Raw genomic sequence first — 21,637 nt, 5'->3', positions numbered from 1 at the left:
CCTCGGCATAGGACCCGCGGTACCACCCCCTGACCCGCTGTCCTGCGGCACCATGGGAGGGGTGGACAGAGCGGAATTGGCGACGGTATTGCGCACCGCGCGTTCCCGGCTGACCCCCGCCGACGCGGGCCTGCCGGGCGGATCACGCAGGCAGGTCCCCGGATTGCGGCGCGAGGAGGTGGCCAACCTGGCCGGGGTGAGCGTCGACTACATCGTGCGGTTGGAGCAGGGTCGCGGACCGAAACCGTCGGAGCAGGTGCTCGGCGCGCTGACCAGGGCGCTGCGGCTCACCGATGTCGACCGCGATCTCGTCTTCCGGCTCGCCGGGTCGGAACCGCCGCAGGCCGGGCGGATTCCGCTGGTGATCCGTCCCAGCGTGCTGCGGCTGCTGGATCGCCTGGCCGATCTGCCGGTGCTCGTGCTCTCGGCCAAATCCGACGTTCTTGCCTGGAATCCCTTGTCGGCGGCCCTGCTCGGTGATTTCTCCGCGATCCCGGTGGGCCGGCGCAACATCATGTGGCAGCGCTTCCTCGGCACCGGCATGGGCCGCGTCGTGATGACACCCGAGGAGGCCGACAGCAACGCGGCCGCCTGCGTGGGCTGCCTGCGCGCGGTGAAAGCGACCTACCCCGACGACCCCGGCCTGACCCGCCTGCTCACCGAACTACGCACCGGCAGCCCCGAATTCGAGTCACTCTGGCAGGCAGGCCGTTCCAGCGCCATGCACAGCCTCACCAAAACCATCGCCCACCCCGACCTCGGCGCCCTCACCCTCGACTGCGACGCCATGCACGTCCCCGACACCGACCAAACCATCATCATCTACTCCGCCGCCCCCCACACCCACACCGCCACCGCCCTCGACCTCCTCCGAGTAACCGGCCTCGAATCTTTCCACTGAAGCGCCTCGACCACGCGCCTCACTCGACTGGGCGTGAACCGTCAGACGGCCCGGTCCACTATCGCGGCGCGGATCGACGCGACCGCGGCCTTCGGATCGTCGGCCCAGAAGGCGACGGTGCTCACGGTGAAGTCGTCCTGCGGGGTGTGGAAGGTCCGAGGCTCGGTCAGGATGACGCGGATGTTCGTCGAGCTGCCAATGATCACGGCGAGCGCCTCGTCACCCGGTCCGGTGCGTTGCAGCGATTTCGCGCCGTCGTAGGCGCGCAGGTCGTGGCGGACCGCTCGGATGCCGGACAGAGGGATGTCGAGGCCGACGCGGCGCAGGTACCGGACTCGTAGCAGATCATCGGTGAGTACATGGGGGTGCATGTGGTGCGCGGCCAGCATCCCGACCATCCACACCAGTCCCCAGGCGCCAAGTCCCAAGGCGACGATCCGCGACGCGGGCCATGGAATGAGCAGGTGAACCGCGGGGATCTCCACGGCACTGACCACGATGAAGGCCCAGATGGTGGCCGATACCGCGCCCGCGTACCGCATCGGCGTGCCGCCCCCGAGGTCCGGCCTGCGGGTGACGGCGCGCGCGAGGCTCACCCAGATGTCGACTTCGAGTCGAACGAAAGACCGTGCGAGCTGGGTGATCGGACGCATGGGACCCTCCTTTTCAATACATTCGCATTGTAAAGATGCCGAGCGTGGCAATACAAGTGCATTGTGAAAAGATGGACCGATGCCGAAGCGGGTGGATCACAGTTCTCGACGCGCGACGATCAGCGACGCGGTGATGCGCTTGCTCGCCCGCGACGGCCTGGAGTCGATCAGCCTGCGCCATGTCGCCACCGAGGCGGGCGTGTCCACCGGCCAGGTGCAGCACTACTTCCCCAGCAAGGAAGCGATGATGGAGTTCGCCACCTCCACGATCGCCGACCGGATCGCCACCCGGATCTCTGCGGCGGGCCCCGACCCCGACCTGCACCAGCTCCTCACCGCCCTGCTCCCCACCGACCCCGAATCGGCCGCCGACGCCCGCGTCCTTATCGGCTATCTGGCCTTCGCCTCGGTCCGTCCCCGGATCGCCGAAACCCTGGCAACGAACGGACGTGGCTTTCGCGACCATGTCGCCACCATGATCACCCATCACCCCGACCCGACAGCCGCCGCCGATTCCCTCCTCGCGTTGCTCGACGGCCTGGCCCTCCACGTCACCATCGGCCAACTCTCGCCGGACAAGGCGCGCGCCCTGCTGAGCGCGGCCATCGATGACGCGCAGGGCACTTGCCCGCGCGGGGCACTCGACTGAAGCAGCGCAACCCTGGTTTTCAGGGCTACCGGTCGGTCGGTTCAGAAGGCAGCATCCATGTCGTCAACTGTGACAACACTTGTCGAAATTGGGAGTTAGCGTGTCGATCGGGAAATTCGTGATGGCGGGCATGGCGATGGTGGCACTCGGTGCGGTGGTGCCCGCTACCGCGGCGGCCGCGCCGACGGTATCGGTCGCCGAGGCGGGGACCGGCAGTGCCGACGCGACCAGCGGGAGCGCCACGTTGGTGATGCTCATCGAGGAGCTGTTCAAGCCGTGCCCGTTCAGCAGCACCGTGTGCCCGGCCACCGATAACTGAGCCGACAGCGAAGGACCCCGTCATCACCGCAGACGGGGTCCTTCGCTGTCGTACCGAGGATCGATCGGGCCTACACGGATGCAGATTCGACGCTATCGGCTCGGTGTGCCGCCACCGCGGCAGCGGTTTCGGCCATCACGAGTTCCGCGTTGATCTGCGCACCGGCCATGGCCCCGGCTGCCGCGGCAGCGCCGACCTGGGCGGACGGATCGGTGGCATTACCCGCGATCCAGACGCCGGGCACCGAGGTACGGCCGACGGGATCGGCGGGGATGTGGTCGCCCATGCCGGAGGGGTGGGGTTCGGGAACCAGGCCGAGTTCGGTGAGGAAGGTGGCGCGGGTGTTCATCCGAGGCGCCACGACCAGCGCATCCCGTGCGATGACGGTGCCGTCGGCGAGCTGGACGCCCGTCAGCCGGTCGGCGCCGAGCACCTCGACCACCTTGCCGTCGACGATCCGAATACCGCGTGCCACCAGCTTTTCCACGTCTTCGTCACTCAATGGATCGGCCGTGTGCGACAGGAAGACGATGTCGTCGCTGAGCTGACTGAACAGCAGCGCCTGGTGCACCGACATCGGGCTGCTCGCCAGGATCGCGATGCGCTGATCGCGCACTTCCCAACCGTGGCAGTAGGGGCAGTGCAGGACATCGTGACCCCAGTGTTCACGCAGCCCGGGAACATCGGGGAGCTCGTCGGCGAGTCCGGTGGCGACGAGAACGCGCCGAGCCCGCACGGTCCGGCCGTCGTCGAGGGTCACGAAGAATTCTTCGACATCCGACCGCCGACCCGCCCCCGCCGCAGCGCCGTCACCCGGACCGACCTGACCTGAATCACGCTCGTCCGCAACGATTCCGGGCTCGGGTGCGCGATTCACACGCGCGACGTTCACCACCCGTCCCGCCACCACATCGCCGCCGTACCCGCGAACCTCGGCTCGCCCGAGCTCGAGCAGCTCCAGCGGCGACATCCCCTCCCGCCCGAGCAGTCCGTGCACCCCCTGGGCAGGCGCGTTGCGCGGCGCCCCCGCGTCGATCACGGCCACCGAGCGCCGCGAACGCGCCAGCATCAGCGCCGCGTTCAGCCCGGCGGCTCCACCGCCGAGCACCACCACGTCGTACGAATCATCCAGCTGTGTCATCTCGACCTCCTTCGAGCGTCCACAGTGCATTCCAACGCCGAATACTGGCAACCTTCTTTGCCGATATGGCAAAGTGGGGAGCATGGAGGACCTCGATCAAACCCTCGACTCGGTCGGACCTCGGCTGCGTAACCTGCGCAAACAGCGCCAGACCACCCTCGCCGACCTGGCTCAGGAGACCGGCATCTCGGTGAGCACCCTGTCACGTCTGGAATCCGGCGACCGCAAACCCACCCTGGAGCTGCTGCTCCCCCTGGCCAAGGCATACGGCGTCACCCTCGACGAGCTCGTCGACGCCCCGCCCACCGGCGACCCGCGCATCCACCTGCGCCCGGTCACCCGCCACGGCATGACCATGCTCCCGCTCACCAAGCGCGCGGGCGGCATCCAGGCGTTCAAGATGATCATCGCCCCGGGCGCCCGCGATCGACCCCAGACACCGCAGGTGCACGAGGGCTACGAGTGGCTGTACGTGCTCAACGGTCGCCTGCGCCTGATTCTCGGCGACAACGATCTGATCCTCACCCCCGGCGAAGCCGCGGAGTTCGACACCCATATCCCGCACTGGTTCGGCGCGGCCGACGAACAATCCGTCGAATTCATCAGCCTGTTCGGCAAGCAGGGCGAGCGCGCGCACCTGCGCGCCCGCCCCAAATCCGACTAGGGCAAGCCCGTCGGGGGCGAGCGCACTCACCTGTGCACTCGCCCCGACGGAAGACAGCGAGAATCAGCCGAGCGTGAAGCTCGCGCGTCCCGCGATGTGCTCCAATTCCTGATGCTGGGGCAGGGATTCGTCGGTGGTCACGATCCAGGCCTCCACCCGGCCTTTGCCGGGCGCGGTCCCGAACCCGACGATCACATTGCCCGGCGCGTGCAGGATCTGACCGTTCTCCACGGGGTGCGACTGGCCGTCGCTGTAGCCGGTATCGAGATTGCGGAAGCGTACGGCCACCTGGTAGCGCTGGCAGAAGTCTCCGGTCTGGGTGATCGCCACCCGCACACCGAAGGTGCCCGATTGCGGCTGCGGCACGGTCTGGGCGTTGATGATCGCCGCGCAGTTGGCGCCGGGAGTCCGGCTGAGCGTCGGCGTGAACACCGCGATCGGATCCGACGGCAGCGCGCCGGCGGGCGCACCGAGCCCGACGAGGACGGCGCCGGCGGAAACAACCACGGCCGAGAATTTGCGAATTGTGCTGTTCGTGAGAGTCATACCCACTTCGTCGTGCCGAACAGCCGCACCGTTAGCCACCGCAATGGTCTCGATTCGGCATCCGAATATGTTGTGCCACAACAGATTCAGGGCCACCGGAACTGTGGGCACGCAGCGGCGGAGGGCAGTGCAAGCCCCTCAGTTGTTCGCGACACTCCCGTCGGCGCGTTAACAGCGATCCGGCGGAATTCAGCCCTGGAGCGCGGCGATCAACGCCGGACTCAGCGCCAGCGCGGGCAGCGACTCCACCAGCAGATCGACCAGCGACTCGCGGCTGATCGGCTTGTCGATCATCCAGGTGAGGATGGTCTCCTCGACGAAGGCGATCCAGCCGCGAATGGCCAAGGTGAGCCGGGCCAGATCGGGATCCTCGGGCGGCAGCGGCAGTTCGCTCACGATGAGATCGGCGATGGCGCCGCGGGTTTCGTTGACGTAGTCGGCCATGTCGGGAGTGACGCTGGCGGGTCCGCGCAGCACCGAGCGATACGACGCGGAATGCTCGGTGGCGTAGTCGACGAATCGTTCGATCGAGTCGCGCAACATGTCGAACAGTGACAACTCGCGGTTGGGCATGATCGCGACGAAGAACTCGGTACTCACGTGCCGGGCGATCGCCTCGTGGAATTCCTGCTTCGAGGCGAAGTAGTGGAACAGCAAGCCCCGCGAGATGCCCGCCTGCTTGGCGATGTCGTCGACCGAGACGTCCTCGAGCGACCGGTCGACCAGCATTTCGGCGCCGAGGGTGATCAGCTGCAGCCGGCGCTCCTCGGGGCTGAGCCGCACACGCTTCGTCTCTCCCGCACTCCTGGTAGTCACACCCGCCATCCTAGCCACTACTGAACCCGGCTCAATAGCTGTTGACTCCGGCTCAATAAGACCGTATTCTGCAATACATGAGTCGTAAGGTTACAGACAACGTTGTCGAGCCCCGGGTCGCTGAAACCCGCCACGTGAAGACGATCATCGTCGGCAGCGGGTTCGCCGGCCTCGGCCTGGCCATCCGCCTGCGCCAAGAGGGTCGCGACGATTTCCTCGTGCTCGAGCGCGGCAGCGAAGTCGGCGGCACCTGGCGCGACAACACCTACCCGGGTGCCGCCTGCGACGTGCCTTCGCACCTGTACTCGTACTCGTTCGCCCCGAACCCGAACTGGACCCGCTCGTTCTCCAAGCAGGGTGAGATCCAGGCGTACATCAAGAGCGTCGCCGAGCGCTACAACGTGCTCGACCGCCATGTCTTCGACTGCGATGTGCAGAGCATCCGCTGGAACGAAGCGGCCGCGCAGTGGGAGATCAGCTCCAGCCAGGGCGAGTTCACCGCCGACACCGTGGTCTCCGCGGTCGGCGCGCTGTGTGAGCCGTCGCTACCCGACATCAAGGGCATCAACGACTTCGAGGGCGAGATCTTCCACTCCGCCCGCTGGAACCACGACGCCGACCTCACCGGCAAGCGCGTCGCGGTGATCGGCACCGGCGCCTCCTCGATCCAGATCGTGCCCGCCATCGCGAGCGAGGTCGCCACCCTCGACGTCTACCAGCGCACCGCCCCCTGGCTGCTGCCGCGCATGGACCGCCCGTACCTGCTGCCCGAGCGGCTGGCGTTCAAGCACATCCCCGCCGTCCAGCGCCTCTCACGCGCGGCGATCTACGCGGCCCGCGAGACCCAGGTCGTCGGCCTGACCCGCTTCCCCGTGCTGATGAAGGCCTTCGAGGCCCTCTCGCGCGCCAAGCTGCAGATCGAGATCCGCGATCCCGAACTGCGCAAGAAGGTCACCCCGAACTACCGGATCGGCTGCAAGCGCATGCTGATCTCCAACGAGTACTACCCGGCGCTGGATCGCGACAATGTCGACGTGATCACCGACGGCATCGCCGAGGTGAGGGCGGGCTCGATCGTCACCAAGGACGGCACCGAGCGCGAGATCGATGCGCTCATCGTGGCCACCGGTTTCCACGTCACCGACTCCCCGACCTACAACGCGATGGTCGGACGCGACGGGCGCACGCTGGCCGAGGTGTTCGACGACATCGGCCAGCAGGCCTACAAGGGCTCGGCCATCGCGAACTTCCCCAACATGTTCTTCCTGGTCGGCCCGAATGTCGGCCTCGGCCACACCTCGATGGTGTTCATGATCGAATCGCAGATCAACTACGTCAGCGACGCGCTGGCGACGATCGACTCGCAGGGTCTGCGTACGGTCGAGGTTCGCGAAGACGTGCAGCAGGCCTACAACGCCGACCTGCAGGAAAAGTTGGGTAAGACTGTCTGGAACACTGGCGGGTGCGCCAGCTGGTACCTGGACAAGCACGGCAACAACACCACGTTGTGGCCGGACTTCACGTTCGAATTCCGTAGGCTCACACGGCATTTCGATGCCGCCGCCTACACTACGACAACCGCAGACGCCGACAGGGAAGTGGTGGCAGCACAGTGAGCAAAGATGCTTACTTCACGAACAAGGTATGCGTGATCACCGGAGCCGGCTCCGGCATCGGTCGCGCGCTGGCCGAGAATCTGGCCGCGCGTGGCGCCAAACTCGCGCTGTCCGACATCGACGCCGAGGGCCTGGCCCAGACCGTCGCGTCCTGCGAGAAGCTGGGCGCGCAGGTGAAGTCCGACCGGCTCAACGTGGCCGAGCGCGAGGCGTTCCTGCTCTACGCCGATCAGGTGAAGGCGCACTTCGGCGTCGTGCACCAGATCTACAACAACGCGGGCATCGCCTACCACGGCGACGTGATCAAGACCGAGTTCAAAGACATCGAACGCATCATGGATGTGGACTTCTGGGGTGTCGTCAACGGCACCAAGGCGTTCCTGCCGATGCTGATCGAGTCCGGCGACGGCCACGTGATCAACGTGTCCAGCCTCTTCGGCCTGGTCGCCGTGCCCGGCCAGGCGGCCTACAACTCGGCCAAGTTCGCGGTGCGCGGCTTCACCGAGGCGCTGTTCCAGGAGATGAAGGTCGCCAAGGCGCCGGTCAAGGTCACCTGTGTGCACCCCGGTGGCATCAAGACCGCGGTCGCCCGCAACGCCACCTACGCCGAGGGCATGGACGGCGCCAACGCCGCCACCCTGTTCGACAAGTACCTGGCGATTCACACCCCGGAGATGGCCGCACAGACCATCACCGAGGGCGTGCGCAAGGGGCAGGCCCGCGTGCTGATCGGCTGGGAGGCCAAGGTGCTCGACGTGAGCGTGCGCTTCCTCGCCTCCGGCTACAGCCGGATCTCGGCCGTGGTCAACGGCCGCTTCATGCCACACTGACGCTCCTCTGGACCCGAGGAAACTCCATGCGCGAGTTCAAGATTCCGCTGCCGATCGCCCGTGCGTTGCTCGACCCGGTGTTCCGGGTGACACTCAACGCACGGCTACCGGTCGCGGTACAGCGCGTTCTGCTCGACGCGGTCTCCCGGCTGCAGTTGGTGCCCGACGGTTCCGTCGTGCAGCACCTGCAGCTGGGTGGGCGCCCCGCCGAACGCGTGATCGCCGAAACCGCCATTCCGGGTTCGCGTACCCGGGCGGTCCCGCCCGAACGTGCCGCGGGCGCGATCTTGTACCTGCACGGCGGCGGCTATGTGGTCGGCTCGATCGCCACACACCGTTCGCTGGTGGCCGGTCTCGCGCGTGAGACCTCCTGCGCGGTGTATTCGCTGGACTACCGGCTGGCGCCGGAACACCCGTTCCCGGCCGGGCTCGACGACGCCGAGGCCGCGTTCCTCGACCTGGTCGGCAACGTCGGCTACCGGCCCGAGCAGATCTGCCTGGCGGGTGACTCGGCGGGCGGCGGCCTGGCGATGGCACTGGCCCAGCGGCTGATCGAGAAGCATCAGATGACCCCCGCCGCGCTCGGCCTCATCGCGCCCTGGGTGGACCCCACCGAGGTGCCGAGCAGGGATCGCGACCTGGTGATCAACCGAACGTGGTCGCGAGCCTGCGCCGCCCACTACCTCGGCGACTCCGCCGCGACCGAAGCGGGTTACGCCCCGCTGTCGGGCAACCTGATCGGCCTGCCGCCCACCTACGTGCAGGTCGATGTGAGCGAACTCCTGCACGACCAGTGTCGCAAGCTCGTCTCAGCCCTGCGTGGAGCGGGCGTGCACGTCCGCTTCACCGAAACCCGCGGCCTCTGGCATGTCGCGCAACTGCAAGCCGCGCTGGTCACCGAGGCAGCGCTGGCTCTCAGCGAACTCGCGGAATTCCTGCGAGAAGCAATTCAGCCGGTATCGATAGACGATTTACGATAAAGCCTGGTGACGGGCAATTCGGGCGGCGATATCGCGACCCGCCCGAACGTGTCGTAGATTACTGGCGAGTAGAACCCACTGGAAGGGCACAGATGCGAGAGTTCGAAGTTCCGGCTTCCTACACCATCCCGGACGATGCGAACAATGCCGACAACGTCTTCCGCTTCGCGCAGGAGACGCCGAACACGGTCTTGTTCAACGTCCCGAACGGCAGCGGCGGCTGGAATGACGTCACGGCAGCACAGTTCGAGAAGGCCGTCCTCGGCGTGGCCAAGGGCCTGATCGCCGCCGGCATCGAGCTGGGCGACCGCGTCGCGATCATGGCAGCCACCCGCTACGAGTGGACGCTGCTGGACTTCGCGATCTGGGCCGCCGGCGGCGTGACCGTCGCGATCTACGACAGCTCGGCCGCCGAGCAGGCCAAGTGGATCCTGCAGGATTCCGAGACCAAGCTGCTGGTCGTCGAGAACGACAAGCACCGCGCCACGATCGACGAGATCGAAGCCGGTTCGCTGCCCGCGCTGGCCGAGACCCTGCAGATCGACAAGGGCGCGATCGATACCCTCGTCGAGCGTGGTGCCGGGCTCGACGACGCCGCCGTGCACGAGCGTCGCAAGCAGGTCGGCGCGGCCTCGCCCGCGACCCTGATCTACACCTCGGGCACCACCGGCCGCCCCAAGGGCGTTCAGCTGACCCACGCGAACCTGTGGGCGGAATCGCGTTCGGGTGGCATCGAGCTCAGCGCGTTCGTCTCCGAGGGCCAGAAGACCCTGCTGTTCCTGCCGCTGGCGCACGTGTTCGCCCGCGCTGTCGCGCTGATCGCCTTCGATTCCAAGGTGACCATCCGCCACAGCTCGGACTGGACCACCCTGGTCGAGCAGTTCGGCGACTTCAAGCCCGACTTCATCCTCTCGGTGCCGCGCGTGTTCGAGAAGGTGTTCAACTCCGCCAAGCAGAAGGCGCACGACGGCGGCAAGGGCAAGATCTTCGACGCCGCCGCGGAGACCGCCATCGCCTACAGCACGGCGCTCGAGACCAAGGGCGGCCCCGATCTGCTGCTCAAGGTCAAGCACTTCGTGTTCGACAAGCTGGTCTACAGCAAGCTGCGCGCGGCCCTCGGCGGCCAGTGCCTGGCCGCTGTCTCCGGTGGCGGCCCGCTGGGCGCGCGTCTGGGCCACTTCTTCCGCGGTGCTGGCGTGACGATCTACGAGGGCTACGGCCTGACCGAGACCACCGCCGCGTTCACCGTGAACACGCCCGCGTTCATCCGGGTCGGCTCGGTGGGTCGCCCGATCCAGGGCCACGCGGCCAAGATCGCCGAGGACGGCGAGCTGCTGCTCAAGGGCTCGGTCGTGTTCGACGGTTACTGGGGCAACGCCGAGGCCACCGAGGAGGCGTTCGAGGACGGCTGGTTCAAGACCGGCGACCTGGGCGCCATCGACGCCGACGGCTTCGTCACCATCACCGGCCGCAAGAAGGAAATCCTGGTCACCGCGGGCGGCAAGAACGTCTCCCCCGCGATCCTCGAGGACTCGCTGCGCGCGCACCCGCTGATCAGCCAGGTCATGGTCGTCGGTGACGGCCAGCCCTTCATCGGCGCGCTGATCACCCTCGACCCGGAAGCCCTGCCGGGCTGGAAGGATCGCAACGGCGTCGCCGCCGACACCGCGATCGAGACCCTGATCGAGAACCCGGCGCTGGTCGCCGAGGTGCAGGCCGCGATCGACGAGACCAACAAGAAGGTCTCCAAGGCCGAGGCGATCAAGAAGATCCGCATCCTCCCGGTCGACTGGACCCAGGAGGGTGGCGAGCTCACCCCGAAGATGTCGCTCAAGCGCGCCGTCGTCATGAAGCAGTACGCGGGCGAAGTAGACAAGATCTACTCCTGATCCCACACAGACGAGAGGCCGGTTGCGTTCGCGCAACCGGCCTTTCGGCTGTTCAGAACCGTTGCGCCGCGAATTGTGCCGCGGTGATGGTCATTCCGTTGATGCTGTACAGGGTGTGCGAGACGTTGGGCTGGGCGAGCGGGGAACCGTCGCAGATGTTGTCCGAGGGGACACACAGCTCGATGGTCTTGTCCTTGTAGAGCGCGCCGACCGAGACCGCCGGTGCGTCCGCGTCGGCCATGAACCGATCCGACGGTTTGCCGAACAGCGCGACCGCCGCGACGTGCTCTGCCACCTCGGGCGCCATCGGCTGCGGCAGATACATCTCGTACTCCGGCAGCACACCCTCGGGCACACCGACACCGGTCGCGAAACCGGCCAGCGCCGCGCCTTGGGAATATCCGCCGAGGACGATGCGGGCGCTCGGGCAGTTCGCCGCGAGGTATTCGACCCGTCGCTGAGCATCACCGATGCCCTGCACGACGGTGCGGGCGAAGGCCAGCCGGTCGGTGAAGTCGCTGCTGGCCGGGTAGTCGACGCCGTACGAGCCGACCGAGCGTCCGCCCGCGTTCGCGCGCAGCGCTTCGACGAAGGAAATACCGGTCAGACCGAGTTCGCCACCCTGCTCGGCGGTCCCGCGAGCGAACACCACCTCGACATCGGAACAGGGCTCGGCGGTAGCGGGATGGGTGGGCGATACCAGGGGAATCGCGGCTGCCAAGAAGACTGCAGACACGAATCGCGAGAAGGAACGTGCTGTCATGCCGCGCAGACTACCGACCGCGACTGTTCACCATCGCCTCGACTCGGCCGGATTCGCCGCCGGGTGAGCGACGGCCCCGACGTTCAGGCCACACTCACCGCCCTGGACCGCAGCACCCGCAGACCCGCGATGCCGATCGCCAGATCGGCCGCGATCTCGAACAGTGCGGCGAACCAGGAGAATCCGGTGACGCCGGAGGCGGCAGGCGCGTTGATGAAGCTGTCGCTGAGCGGACCGAACCAGTCCGGAAGCAGGTGCACGATCGTGAAACCGATCGCGCTCGCGAAGCCGATGAACACCGCGGCGCGGGGGGCCGCCGGGTGCCTGCGGAACACGAGGAACACCGTGACCAGGGCGAAGAGGATTTGCAGGGTGCCGAGGGCGTTCACCAGCGATGAGGTGGCGCTCATGCCCCGGCGTAAGTGGTCGGCGCCGTGGACCAGGAGGGCGACGGCGAAGACCGCCGTCGTGGCGCGCAGTGTCGAGTCCGGTGCTGTCTCGGTCATCATGTCTCCTGCCGAGCGGGATCGTTTCTACTACGCAGTGTAGTTTTGATGGCCGATCCGCGGGAGGTGTTCGGCCGTCACAAATCGGTCACCGGGGCGATCCGGGCGCGACGTACGCTCTGTGCATGGCGTTCTTGCGGGCGATAGCCGGGATCGTGGCCGCTGCACTGGTACTCGGTGTGGCGGAGTTGGTCGCGGTGTTCACCGGGTCCGGGAGCGCACCCGCCTACGCACTCGGCGCGACGGTGGTCGACCACACCCCCGACGGGGTCAGGGAATGGGCGATCTCGACCTTCGGAACCAGCGACAAGGCCGTGCTGTTCGTGTGCATGGGCATTGTCGCGGTGGTGGTCGCGGGGATCGCCGGATATTTCGAGCGAGCGGCTCGACCGATCGGATCGGTACTGTTCGCGATTTTCGGCGTGGTCGCCGCTGTCGTCGGCGCCGGGAGAGTCGGCGGGTTCGCCGGTGCGCTGCCCGCGCTGATCGGTACCGCCGCTGGAATTCTCGCGTTGCGAGGACTGACCCGGCGGATCGATGACGCATCCGATTCGCGGCGACCGGCGACGGAACCCGCTGCGCCACAACTCGGTGAGGCCACCGCGGCGCCGGAGGTAGGCGGCGAGGACAGCCCGGTCCGCACCGGCGCGTCGATCGCAGGAGCCGGGCGGCGGCGCGTGCTCGGTGGCATCGCGGCGACCGGGGTACTCGCCCTCGGAGCCGGCCTGGCGGGCCGGCTGCTCGGCGGCGCGCGCCATGATGTGACGGCCGAGCGCGAGACCGTCGAATTGCCCAGGGCGACAGCACCGTTGCCGGATCTCCCGCCGGATGCCGATCTCCGGATACCCGGACTCACCTCGTACATCACCCCGAACAGCGACTTCTACCGGATCGACACCGCGCTGATCGTTCCCCAGGTGTCCACAGACTCCTGGTCCCTGCGCATCCACGGGATGGTCGACCAGGAAATCACTCTCACCTGGGACGACCTGCTTCGCCGCACTCCGGTGGAGCGCCTGGTCACCCTGGCATGTGTCTCCAACCCGATCAACGGCGACCTGATCGGCAACGCCCGCTGGCTCGGCTATCGCCTCGACGAACTCCTCGCCGAAGCACGACCGCACCCCGACGCCGACATGGTGCTGTCGCACAGCGAGGACGGCTGGACCGCGGGTTCACCCCTCTCGGTCCTCACGGACGGCCGCGACGCCCTCCTCGCCATCGGCATGAACGGCGAACCCCTCCCGGTCCGGCACGGCTACCCCGCTCGCCTGGTCGTCCCCGGCCTCTACGGGTACGTCTCCGCCACCAAATGGGTCACCGAACTCGAGGTCACCCGCTTCGACAGGGCCACCGCCTACTGGACCCGGCGCGGCTGGTCGGCGCAGGGCCCGATCAAAACCGGCACCCGCATCGACACCCCACGCGGGCGCGGGCGAATCCCGCAGGGCCGCACCGTGATCGCCGGTGTGGCCTGGGCCCAGCATCGCGGCGTCACCGGCGTCGAGGTGCAGGTCGACAACGGCGACTGGCGCCCCGCCCGCCTGTCCACCGAGGTCACCGTCGACACCTGGCGTCAGTGGACCTACGACTGGGAAGCCACCCCCGGCCAGCACACCCTGCGCGCCCGCACCACCGACGCCACAGGTCAGCCACAGACCGCCGTCGAACAAGACGTCGTCCCCGACGGCGCCACCGGCTACCCCACCCTCACCATCCAGGTGAACTGAAACCTGCCCGCCACGTTCGCACGTGACGGGCAGGCGACTCGGCACTCGCGATCAGGCCGAAGCGTCGGCCTTCTCCCGCGTGGGAGCGTTTCCGGCGGACTTACCGTGGCCGACGAACAGGGCCGAGGCGACGATGCCGATCACCAGGATGGCGGCGGGCAGGATCATCGACTGGGCCAGCGCGGTGCTGAATTCGTCGATGATCTGCGGCGGGAGTGGGCCGGTGGCCGCGCCCTCGCCGACCGGGCCGCCACCGCCGAGGCCGTTGGCGGTCAGACGGGCGGCGATCAGGGCACTGATCGCGGCACTACCGAGAACCGAGCCGACCTGACGGGTGGTGTTGTACACACCGGCGCCCGCACCGGCCTGGGCGACCGGCAGATTGTGGGTGGCGGTCGAGGCGAGCGGTGCCCAGATGCAGGCGTTGGCCAGGCCCGCGACGGCGGCGGCGACGAGGAACCAGATGATCGACGAGTCCGGGCTCATGAGCGCGCCGAAGGACGCCACCGAACCGGCGAACAGCACGAATCCGATCGTCGGCAGCAGCCGCGGCGGCAGCCTGTCCGACACCTTGCCGATGAACGGCGCGGTGAAACCGGTGATGATCGCCATCGGCGCGAAGACCAGCGCCGACATGGTCGGCGTCATCTCGCGCACCGCCTGCAGGTAGAAGTACGAGGGCACCATCATCGAGGTGATCGCGGCGCCCATCGCGGCGATCGCCAGGTTCGACAGCGCGAAATTGCGGTCCCGGAACAGGCTCAGCGGCACCAACGGTTCGCCCTTGTTGCGCGCCTGGTTGATCACGAACACCACCAGCATCACCACGCCGAAGCCGATCAGCAGCCAGATCCGCAACGACCAGTCCTGCGCATTGCCCTCCTGGATACCGAAAACCAGGGCGAGCATGCCGACACCGCTGAGAATCACACCGACGATGTCGAACTTGTGGTCGCTGGTCGGCAGCGCGGGCACCAGCCACACAGCCAGGCCGAACGCGATGATGCCGACCGGCACGTTGACGAAGAAGATCCATTCCCAGCCGAGGTTGTCGACCAGCACGCCGCCGAGGATGGGTCCGATCAGCGTCGCCAGCCCGGCGACGCCACCCCACAGGCCCATCGCGGCGCCGCGCTTGTCCGGGGCGAAGGTGCGGGTGATCACGGCCATCGTCTGCGGGGTCATCAGCGCGGCGCCGATACCCTGGGCGGCGCGGGCGGCGATCAGCATGCCGATGCTGCCGGACAGGCCGCACCAGAGCGAGGCGGCGGTGAAGATCGCGAGGCCGATCAGGTAGATGTTCTTCGGCCCGAACTTGTCACCGAGCCGACCGGTGACCAGCAGCGGCACCGCGTAGGTGAGCAGGTAGGCGCTGGTGACCCAGATGACGTTGGAGATGTCGGTGCTGAGGTCGGTCATGATGGCCGGATTGGCGACCGCGACGATCGTCATGTCCAGCAGGATCATGAAGAACCCGACCACCAGCGCGAAGAGCGCTAGCCACGGATTACGTTGGGTGGTCATCGAATTCGTTCCAATCGAGGAGAAGGATTCAGCTTCGGGCGGCCCAGCGGGGCCGGGGCGCGGCGTCGGGGTGATCCCCGGTCGGCCATTCGTGGACGTGATCGTCGGTGATCCGTTCGCCGGTGTCGGGGTCGTACTGCTCCCACGGCACGGCACCGCTGCCGAGTTCGGCGGCGAAGCGTTCGATCCACGTGAGTTCGGCGTGGATGGTGGCGCGAATGTATTCCAGGACAACGAAATACCGGCGCGGGATGGCTCGGCTGCGCGCCCAGTCGAGCAGCACGTCCGTGTCGGCCCGCGACTGAGTCAGGTACTCCACGCGCTCGTCGAGCAATGCGATGACCTGTTCTTGCGGAAGGGTGTGCGCTTCGGCCAACGCCACCCGGAAGATCGGATATTCCTGCACGGGTGTCCGCAGCAGCTCGGCGATCCGTCCCCGCAGCGCGGTCCGCCCGGAATCGGTGATCCGATAGGTGGTTCGCTCGGGCCTGTTCCCGGCCCGGCCGATCCCCTCCGCCGCCACCATCTCGTCGTCGGCCAGCCGGGCCACCACGTGATACAGCGACCCGGGCCGCACCTTGACCAGCAGGTCCTCCCGCCGAGCGATCAGCAGTTGATACATCTCGTACGGATGCATGGCGCGCTCGTCGAGCAACGCGAGCACCGCGATCGCCAACGGCGTCATCACATTCCGCCCGGGCTGCCCCACCCCGCCACCTCCACTCAGCTCTATGTTCCACCACCAAATATTCCAGTAGGAATATACGGAGCGGAACAAAGCTTGGCAAGGGCGCCACCCCCCGACGACGTCACACCGAACACCGCTGCCGGCCGCCATCCGGGTTCGCAGCCGCGAGTCCGTGCGCGGCGATACCACGGCGAGTACCGTGCGAGGCGAATCATGGAGGGGAGCAAGACAATGCAGCATCATCCTGGGAATTTCCGCGCCGTACGGGGGGTGGGTTCGGCCTTTGCGGCGATCGCGGCGATCGCGGTCGTCATCCAGTGGGCTGCCGTGGTTCTGCGGTGGATCGGCTACCGAACAGTCGCGGCACGCTATGAGGGCGAGATCAGTAGCTCCGACTACAAGTGGGCGCGCGACACCCTGTTCCCGATCGAGGTCGGCCTGTGGCTGACGTCGTTTCTGGCGATGCTGGTCGCCTGGATCATCGTGACCGTGTGGTTGTCACGGGCGCGTGCCAACGCCGACACGTTCACCGACGCCACGCACCGTCTCTCGCCGGCGTGGGCGTTCTGGGGTTGGGTGGTTCCGGTCGTTTCGCTGTGGTTCCCCGCCGTGTTCGTCGACGATCTCGACAAGGTTTCCGCACCGCGACGCCGCAGCAGGGGATTGATCGCGAGTTGGTGGATCACCTGGGTTCTCGCCTGGATCACCTTTTGGGCAGGCATCGTCTCGCTGCGTATGCCCGATGACCACGACACCATCCAGACCATGCGCGACCACGAGGTCGACGGCCTGTTGATCTTCAGCGCGAGCCGGTCGGCTTCGGCGCTGTTGTTCACAGCCGCCGCGGGGTGCCTGATCGTGGCCATCGTGCGAATCGGCCGGGCCCAAGCCGGGTGGTCCGACGCTGCTTCCTGACCGCCCGTTCTGTGCGACCGTGCGCTACAGGCCGTGGGCGTCCAGCCAGGATCTGGCCGCGTCGGCGGGGCTGGTGCCGGATTCGATCTGGTTGATCGACTCGATCAGATCCTCGGTGGTCAGCTCGCCCGCAACGTAGTTGAGCTTCTTCAGCTGTTGGCGGTCGAAGATGCCGCTGCGGTAGAGGGCGACGATGCTCTGGGAGCGGGCGGCGCCCTCGGGCGCTCCGTCCGGCGCGCGCAGGCGCAGGTCTGTGCCGTCCGCGGCGTCGGAGACCGAAATGCCCTGGGGCAGAGCCGAGTTGACCGCGGCGACCACCTCGTCGGGCGTGCGGGCGGGCGAGGCGGGGTTCCAACGGTCCACGAGGGCGCCGTTGCGGGCGGGGAGGACCGCTATGCGGCCCGCGTCGAGATCGGCGAGGGGGGTGGCCGATCCGGTCGAGACGGTGGAGTCGGCGCCCGCACGGTCCAGTGCTTGGGAATAGATCTCGGCGAGCAGAACCGATTCCGTCGTCGAATTCCCACCCACCACGACCACCGGGGCGGCGTCGTCGGAGGCGCAGGAAAGAGTGGTGAAAGCGCAGGCTGCGGCCAGGATCGCGGCGGCGGTTCGACGCACGGCGACCGAGTACATGCGGCGACACCAACTTTCCGTATTTGCCGTCAACCCGCGCAATTCGGCCCGACGGCGGGCAGTATGAACTACCAGAATGTACCTGTGGCCCCCGGGTCGCACGCACAGCGCACTGCCCGCCTTTGCCGGAAGGACACCAGTGAAAACCGACTTCGCCTCCTCATCGCCAGGACAACGTCGACCGGCACGCCGCCTCGTGATGCGGGCGGGCCGGGTACTGGTTGCCGCGGTGGCGCTGGCCGCCGCCATGATCGCCTCCGCCTGCGGCAACAACGATCCCCTTGCCGCCAAGGGTGATTGCACCAGCGACGCGCTGATCATCGGGTCGGCCAACTTCCCCGAGTCCGAGACCGTCGCCAACATCTACACCGAGGTGCTGCGGATCAACGGCTTCAAGGTCGACACCAAGTTCGACATCGGCTCGCGCGAGGCCTACATCCCCGCACTGCGCCAGTGCGCGATCTCGCTCATCCCCGAGTACACCGGCAACCTGCTGCAATACCTCGACAAAGACGCCACGGCCACCGCCGCGCCCGAGGTGAACGCCGCGCTCACCACAGCACTCGGCGACGACCTCGCCATCGCGACGCCCGCCCCCGGCGAGGACTCGGACGCGGTGGTCGTCACCCGCGCCACGGCCGACAAGTGGAACTTGAAGTCCATCGCCGACCTCGCGCCGCATTCGGCCGAGGTGAAGTTCGGCGGGATGGCCGAATTCGCCCAGCGCCCGGGCGGACTGCCGGGCTTGAAGAAGAACTACGGCCTCGATATCACCGACGCCAATTTCGTGCCGATCGCCGACGGCGGCGGCCCCGCGACCGTGCGCGCACTGGTCGACGGCCAGGTCACCGCGGCCGACATCTTCACCACGTCGCCGGCGATCGCGCAGAACGACCTGGTCGTGCTGGCCGATCCGAAGCACAATTTCGCCGCGCAGAACGTGGTCCCGCTGTTCAACGCCGCGAAGAAGTCCGACAAGGCCGTCGCCGTGCTCGACGCGGTCTCGGCCAAGCTCACCACCACCGAACTGATCTCGCTGAACACGGCCGTCTCCGGCGACAGCAAGATCGAACCGAAGGCCGCCGCGCTCGCCTGGATCACCGCCCAGGGGCTGAACTCCCCCATCGGCTAGGCGAACCCGCGCCTCGAGGAGAATCGCATTGTCCGACATCGAATTCCGCGGTATCGACAAGACCTATCCGAACGGCACACACGCGGTCCGCGATCTGAACCTGCACATCGACTCGGGATCGTTCACCGTGTTCGTCGGTCCGTCCGGCTGCGGCAAGACCACCTCGATGCGCATGATCAATCGAATGGTCGACCCCAGCGCGGGCACCGTCACCGTCGACGGACGCGACATCGCGACGATCGATCCGGTGAAACTGCGCCTCGGTGTCGGGTATGTGATCCAGAGCGGCGGGCTGCTGCCCAACCGCCGGGTGATCGACAACGTGGCGACCGTGCCGATGCTGCTCGGACAGTCACGCAAGGCCGCCCGCGCGGCCGCACTGGAGGTGATGGACCGGGTCGGGCTGGATCGCGATCTGGCGCAGCGGTATCCGGCGCAACTGTCCGGCGGCCAGCAGCAGCGGGTCGGGGTGGCGCGAGCGCTGGCCGCCGACCCGCCGGTGCTGTTGATGGACGAGCCGTTCAGCGCGGTCGACCCGGTGGTGCGCGCGGAACTGCAATCGGAGATGCGGCGGCTGCAGTCCGAATTGCACAAGACGATCGTGTTCGTCACCCACGACATCGACGAGGCGATCACACTCGGCGACACGATCGCGGTGTTCGGGCTCGGCGGGGTGCTCCAGCAGTACGACACGCCGGAACATGTCTTGGCCCAGCCCGCCACGGATTTCGTCGCCGGGTTCGTCGGCAGGGACCGCGGGTATCGCGGACTGTCGTTCCGCAGCGCCGAAGCTGTTGCGCTGGCGCCGATTCGGATGATCGAGCCGGACGGCATCGCCGGATTGCGGCTCACCCAGGGCGAATGGGCACTCGTCGTCGACGAGCTCGGCAAGCCGGGCGGCTGGATCGACGTCACCGGCGTCGAGCGGGTGCGGGCCGGAAAACCGCTGGACTCCAGTGTTTCCGCGGGCGGCTCGCTGTTCACCCCGACCGGCGACCTCCGGCAAGCCCTGGACGCGGCGATCTCCTCGCCCTCGGGAATCGGCGTCGCCGTCGACGAGGCGGGCGCCGTGCGCGGCGGGCTACTCGCCACCGATGTGCTGACCCAACTCGCCGAACAGCGAGTAGCCGAAGACTCCCGACGCAATCAGGAGTTCTTCACCCAGGGCACCTCGTGAGATACCTGATCGACAACTTCGCCGACATCATGGCGATCACCCGCACCCACCTGGTGCTGGCACTTGTTCCCTTACTGCTCGGCCTGGTGATCGCGGTCCCGCTCGGCGCACTGGTGCACGGAAACCGCTGGGCCCGGCGGATCACCACCACGACGTCGAGCCTGGCCTACACCATCCCGTCGCTCGCGCTGTTCGTGATCATTCCGCCACTGGTCGGCATCTCGATGATCGACCCGCTCAATGTGATCATCGCGCTCACCGTGTATTCGACCGCGCTGCTGCTGATCGCGGTGCCGATGGCACTGGATACGGTGCCCGACAGCGTGATCGATGCCGCCGACGCGATCGGGTTCGGCCGGATGCGGCGCACGGTCACCGTCGACATGCCGTTGGCGCTACCGGTTTTCACCGCTTCTCTGCGCGTCGTGGTGGTCACCAATATCGCCATGGTGTCGGTCGGCGCGCTGATCGGAGTCGGCGGGCTCGGGAAGCTGTTCACCCAGGGCTACCAGCGCGATTACCCCGACCAGATCGTCGCGGGCATCATCGTGACCCTGGTGCTCGCGCTGATCTTCGATCGGCTGGTGTTCCTGCTCGGCACCCTCGCAACCCCGTGGACCAGGGCAGACGCGCGTGTGAGCGGGGCCCGCTCGTGAACCTCTTCGTCGAAGCCTGGAACTATCTGAGCGACAGCGCGAACTGGGGCGGACCCACCGGCATCGAACATCGCCTGCTGCAACACCTGTGGTACAGCTTCCTCGCGGTGGCGCTGTCGGCGGTGATCGCGGTGCCGCTCGGGTCGATCATCGGGCACACGCGCCGCGGCAGTGCCGTGATGGTCGGCTTCGCCAATGCCATGCGGGCGCTGCCGACACTGGGTCTGCTCACCTTTCTGGTGCTCGGACTCGGGCTCGGGCTGATCCCGCCGCTGCTGGCGCTGATCACCGTCGGCATCCCACCGCTGCTGGCGGGGGCCTACGCGGGAATCGCGAATGTGCCCGCCGACGTGGTCGACGCCTCGCGGGCGATGGGGATGACCGAGCGCCAGATCCTGTTCCGGGTCGAGGTGCCCAACGCGATGCCGGTGCTGCTCGGCGGGTTGCGCGGCGCCACTCTGCAAGTCGTCGCCACCGCGACTATCGCGGCCTATGTCAACCTGGGCGGGCTCGGCCGCTACATCTTCGACGGCATCGGGCTCTACCGATACGACCTCGTATTGGTGGGCGCGCTGCTGGTCGCGGTGCTGGCACTGGTGCTCGACGGGCTGCTCGCGGTGGCGGTGTGGGCGAGCACCCCGGGCACCGGCAGGCTCACCCACGCGGGGGCCGACCCCCGGATCTCAGTCGTCGCCGAGTAGCGCCCGCAGGTGCGGGTCGTCGGCCAGCACCTGCTGCATCCTGGCACGTTCCCGGGCGCGCTGAGCGTTGGCGTGAATCCACTCCTGCGCTGCCTGCACCATCGCCACATTCACCGAGACGCCCGCGGCCGCCGCGGCCGCCGCGAGCTGTTCGGCGACCTCGTCGGGAAGCTGCACGGTGATAGTGGTCATCGTTCGATGATCCCAG

General features: G+C 67.5%; 24 protein-coding genes. 14 read left to right on the top strand and 10 right to left on the bottom strand.

Features of this window, described 5'->3' with window-relative positions; genetic code table 11:
• The first annotated feature begins 61 nt into the window (after nt 1-61).
• Complete coding sequence (locus ACWFRF_RS25920) at nt 62-901, top strand: helix-turn-helix transcriptional regulator (protein ID WP_452452685.1); 840 nt, start codon at nt 62-64, stop codon at nt 899-901.
• Nucleotides 902-942: 41 nt separating this feature from the next.
• On the opposite strand, the gene ACWFRF_RS25915 is transcribed toward ACWFRF_RS25920, so the two are convergent.
• Nucleotides 943-1,554, bottom strand: a complete 612-nt coding sequence (locus ACWFRF_RS25915) for a hypothetical protein (protein ID WP_452452682.1) — start codon at nt 1,552-1,554, stop codon at nt 943-945.
• Between the two features lie 79 nt (nt 1,555-1,633).
• Between ACWFRF_RS25915 and ACWFRF_RS25910 the strand changes: the two genes are divergently transcribed.
• Both ACWFRF_RS25910 and ACWFRF_RS25905 read left to right on the top strand, forming a co-directional pair.
• Nucleotides 1,634-2,203 (top strand): TetR/AcrR family transcriptional regulator, encoded by a 570-nt coding sequence (locus ACWFRF_RS25910; protein ID WP_449963764.1) that lies wholly within the window; start codon nt 1,634-1,636, stop codon nt 2,201-2,203.
• A 100-nt stretch (nt 2,204-2,303) separates the two neighbouring features.
• Nucleotides 2,304-2,522 (top strand): hypothetical protein, encoded by a 219-nt coding sequence (locus ACWFRF_RS25905; protein WP_378993431.1) that lies wholly within the window; start codon nt 2,304-2,306, stop codon nt 2,520-2,522.
• A 70-nt stretch (nt 2,523-2,592) separates the two neighbouring features.
• Here the strand turns inward: ACWFRF_RS25905 and ACWFRF_RS25900 are convergent, their stop codons facing one another.
• Complete coding sequence (locus ACWFRF_RS25900; protein WP_452452680.1) at nt 2,593-3,663, bottom strand: NAD(P)/FAD-dependent oxidoreductase; 1,071 nt, start codon at nt 3,661-3,663, stop codon at nt 2,593-2,595.
• 82 nt (nt 3,664-3,745) lie between these two features.
• Between ACWFRF_RS25900 and ACWFRF_RS25895 the strand changes: the two genes are divergently transcribed.
• Entirely contained in the window at nt 3,746-4,327 is a 582-nt protein-coding gene (locus ACWFRF_RS25895; protein WP_379315163.1) for a helix-turn-helix domain-containing protein, read from the top strand.
• Nucleotides 4,328-4,390: 63 nt separating this feature from the next.
• On the opposite strand, the gene ACWFRF_RS25890 is transcribed toward ACWFRF_RS25895, so the two are convergent.
• Together ACWFRF_RS25890 and ACWFRF_RS25885 are read right to left on the bottom strand one after the other, a co-directional pair.
• Complete coding sequence (locus tag ACWFRF_RS25890; RefSeq protein WP_378638330.1) at nt 4,391-4,834, bottom strand: hypothetical protein; 444 nt, start codon at nt 4,832-4,834, stop codon at nt 4,391-4,393.
• Between the two features lie 228 nt (nt 4,835-5,062).
• Nucleotides 5,063-5,698 carry a TetR/AcrR family transcriptional regulator gene (locus tag ACWFRF_RS25885; RefSeq protein WP_378993426.1) on the bottom strand — a complete coding sequence of 212 codons (636 nt, stop codon included), beginning with the start codon at nt 5,696-5,698 and terminating at the stop codon, nt 5,063-5,065.
• Between the two features lie 68 nt (nt 5,699-5,766).
• Between ACWFRF_RS25885 and ACWFRF_RS25880 the strand changes: the two genes are divergently transcribed.
• The 4 genes from ACWFRF_RS25880 to ACWFRF_RS25865 all read left to right on the top strand — a co-directional run bounded on the left by ACWFRF_RS25880 (nt 5,767) and on the right by ACWFRF_RS25865 (nt 11,004).
• Entirely contained in the window at nt 5,767-7,305 is a 1,539-nt protein-coding gene (locus tag ACWFRF_RS25880) for a flavin-containing monooxygenase (RefSeq protein WP_387447507.1), read from the top strand.
• Entirely contained in the window at nt 7,302-8,135 is an 834-nt protein-coding gene (locus ACWFRF_RS25875) for an SDR family NAD(P)-dependent oxidoreductase (RefSeq protein WP_378993422.1), read from the top strand. Before ACWFRF_RS25880 ends, ACWFRF_RS25875 begins: the two co-directional genes overlap by 4 nt.
• 26 nt (nt 8,136-8,161) lie before the next feature.
• Entirely contained in the window at nt 8,162-9,115 is a 954-nt protein-coding gene (locus ACWFRF_RS25870; RefSeq protein WP_378993420.1) for an alpha/beta hydrolase, read from the top strand.
• Between the two features lie 92 nt (nt 9,116-9,207).
• The gene (locus ACWFRF_RS25865) at nt 9,208-11,004 is read left to right on the top strand and encodes an AMP-dependent synthetase/ligase (protein WP_378993418.1); all 1,797 of its coding nucleotides are present in this window, start codon (nt 9,208-9,210) and stop codon (nt 11,002-11,004) included.
• A 52-nt stretch (nt 11,005-11,056) separates the two neighbouring features.
• On the opposite strand, the gene ACWFRF_RS25860 is transcribed toward ACWFRF_RS25865, so the two are convergent.
• Nucleotides 11,057-11,767, bottom strand: a complete 711-nt coding sequence (locus ACWFRF_RS25860) for a cutinase family protein (protein WP_378993416.1) — start codon at nt 11,765-11,767, stop codon at nt 11,057-11,059.
• Nucleotides 11,768-11,850: 83 nt separating this feature from the next.
• Complete coding sequence (locus ACWFRF_RS25855) at nt 11,851-12,273, bottom strand: hypothetical protein (RefSeq protein ID WP_452452678.1); 423 nt, start codon at nt 12,271-12,273, stop codon at nt 11,851-11,853.
• 125 nt (nt 12,274-12,398) lie between these two features.
• On the opposite strand from ACWFRF_RS25855, the gene ACWFRF_RS25850 reads away from it, so the two are divergent.
• Nucleotides 12,399-14,003, top strand: coding sequence for a molybdopterin-dependent oxidoreductase (locus tag ACWFRF_RS25850; RefSeq protein ID WP_452452676.1), 1,605 nt, complete (start codon nt 12,399-12,401; stop codon nt 14,001-14,003).
• A gap of 51 nt (nt 14,004-14,054) precedes the next feature.
• Here the strand turns inward: ACWFRF_RS25850 and ACWFRF_RS25845 are convergent, their stop codons facing one another.
• Together ACWFRF_RS25845 and ACWFRF_RS25840 are read right to left on the bottom strand one after the other, a co-directional pair.
• Nucleotides 14,055-15,527, bottom strand: coding sequence for a DHA2 family efflux MFS transporter permease subunit (locus ACWFRF_RS25845; RefSeq protein ID WP_452452673.1), 1,473 nt, complete (start codon nt 15,525-15,527; stop codon nt 14,055-14,057).
• A gap of 28 nt (nt 15,528-15,555) precedes the next feature.
• The gene (locus tag ACWFRF_RS25840; RefSeq protein ID WP_452452672.1) at nt 15,556-16,236 is read right to left on the bottom strand and encodes a PadR family transcriptional regulator; all 681 of its coding nucleotides are present in this window, start codon (nt 16,234-16,236) and stop codon (nt 15,556-15,558) included.
• 249 nt (nt 16,237-16,485) lie between these two features.
• On the opposite strand from ACWFRF_RS25840, the gene ACWFRF_RS25835 reads away from it, so the two are divergent.
• Nucleotides 16,486-17,130, top strand: coding sequence for a DUF4328 domain-containing protein (locus ACWFRF_RS25835; RefSeq protein WP_452452670.1), 645 nt, complete (start codon nt 16,486-16,488; stop codon nt 17,128-17,130).
• Between the two features lie 24 nt (nt 17,131-17,154).
• On the opposite strand, the gene ACWFRF_RS25830 is transcribed toward ACWFRF_RS25835, so the two are convergent.
• Nucleotides 17,155-17,763 carry a hypothetical protein gene (locus ACWFRF_RS25830; RefSeq protein ID WP_452452668.1) on the bottom strand — a complete coding sequence of 203 codons (609 nt, stop codon included), beginning with the start codon at nt 17,761-17,763 and terminating at the stop codon, nt 17,155-17,157.
• A gap of 199 nt (nt 17,764-17,962) precedes the next feature.
• On the opposite strand from ACWFRF_RS25830, the gene ACWFRF_RS25825 reads away from it, so the two are divergent.
• Genes ACWFRF_RS25825 through ACWFRF_RS25810 form a run of 4 tightly spaced genes read left to right on the top strand, consistent with a single transcriptional unit; the run spans nt 17,963 to nt 21,429 of the window.
• A complete protein-coding gene (locus tag ACWFRF_RS25825; RefSeq protein WP_378638448.1) occupies nt 17,963-18,895 on the top strand; it encodes an ABC transporter substrate-binding protein in 933 nt (310 codons plus the stop codon).
• Nucleotides 18,896-18,923: 28 nt separating this feature from the next.
• Nucleotides 18,924-20,072, top strand: coding sequence for an ABC transporter ATP-binding protein (locus ACWFRF_RS25820; RefSeq protein WP_452452666.1), 1,149 nt, complete (start codon nt 18,924-18,926; stop codon nt 20,070-20,072).
• Nucleotides 20,069-20,728 carry an ABC transporter permease gene (locus ACWFRF_RS25815; protein ID WP_452452664.1) on the top strand — a complete coding sequence of 220 codons (660 nt, stop codon included), beginning with the start codon at nt 20,069-20,071 and terminating at the stop codon, nt 20,726-20,728. Before ACWFRF_RS25820 ends, ACWFRF_RS25815 begins: the two co-directional genes overlap by 4 nt.
• Nucleotides 20,725-21,429: an ABC transporter permease gene (locus tag ACWFRF_RS25810; RefSeq protein ID WP_452452663.1), complete on the top strand. Its 705-nt coding sequence runs from the start codon at nt 20,725-20,727 to the stop codon at nt 21,427-21,429. The genes ACWFRF_RS25815 and ACWFRF_RS25810 overlap by 4 nt, the downstream gene beginning before the upstream one ends.
• Here ACWFRF_RS25810 and ACWFRF_RS25805 read toward each other — a convergent pair.
• Nucleotides 21,412-21,621 (bottom strand): ribbon-helix-helix protein, CopG family, encoded by a 210-nt coding sequence (locus ACWFRF_RS25805; RefSeq protein ID WP_358183671.1) that lies wholly within the window; start codon nt 21,619-21,621, stop codon nt 21,412-21,414. The genes ACWFRF_RS25810 and ACWFRF_RS25805 overlap by 18 nt on opposite strands.
• Nucleotides 21,622-21,637: the final 16 nt, after the last annotated feature.

The organism is Nocardia sp. NPDC055165 (genome assembly GCF_053606985.1).
The sequence above is the reverse complement of the archived record's forward strand: the minus strand, read 5'-3'. Positions and strand labels throughout refer to the sequence as shown.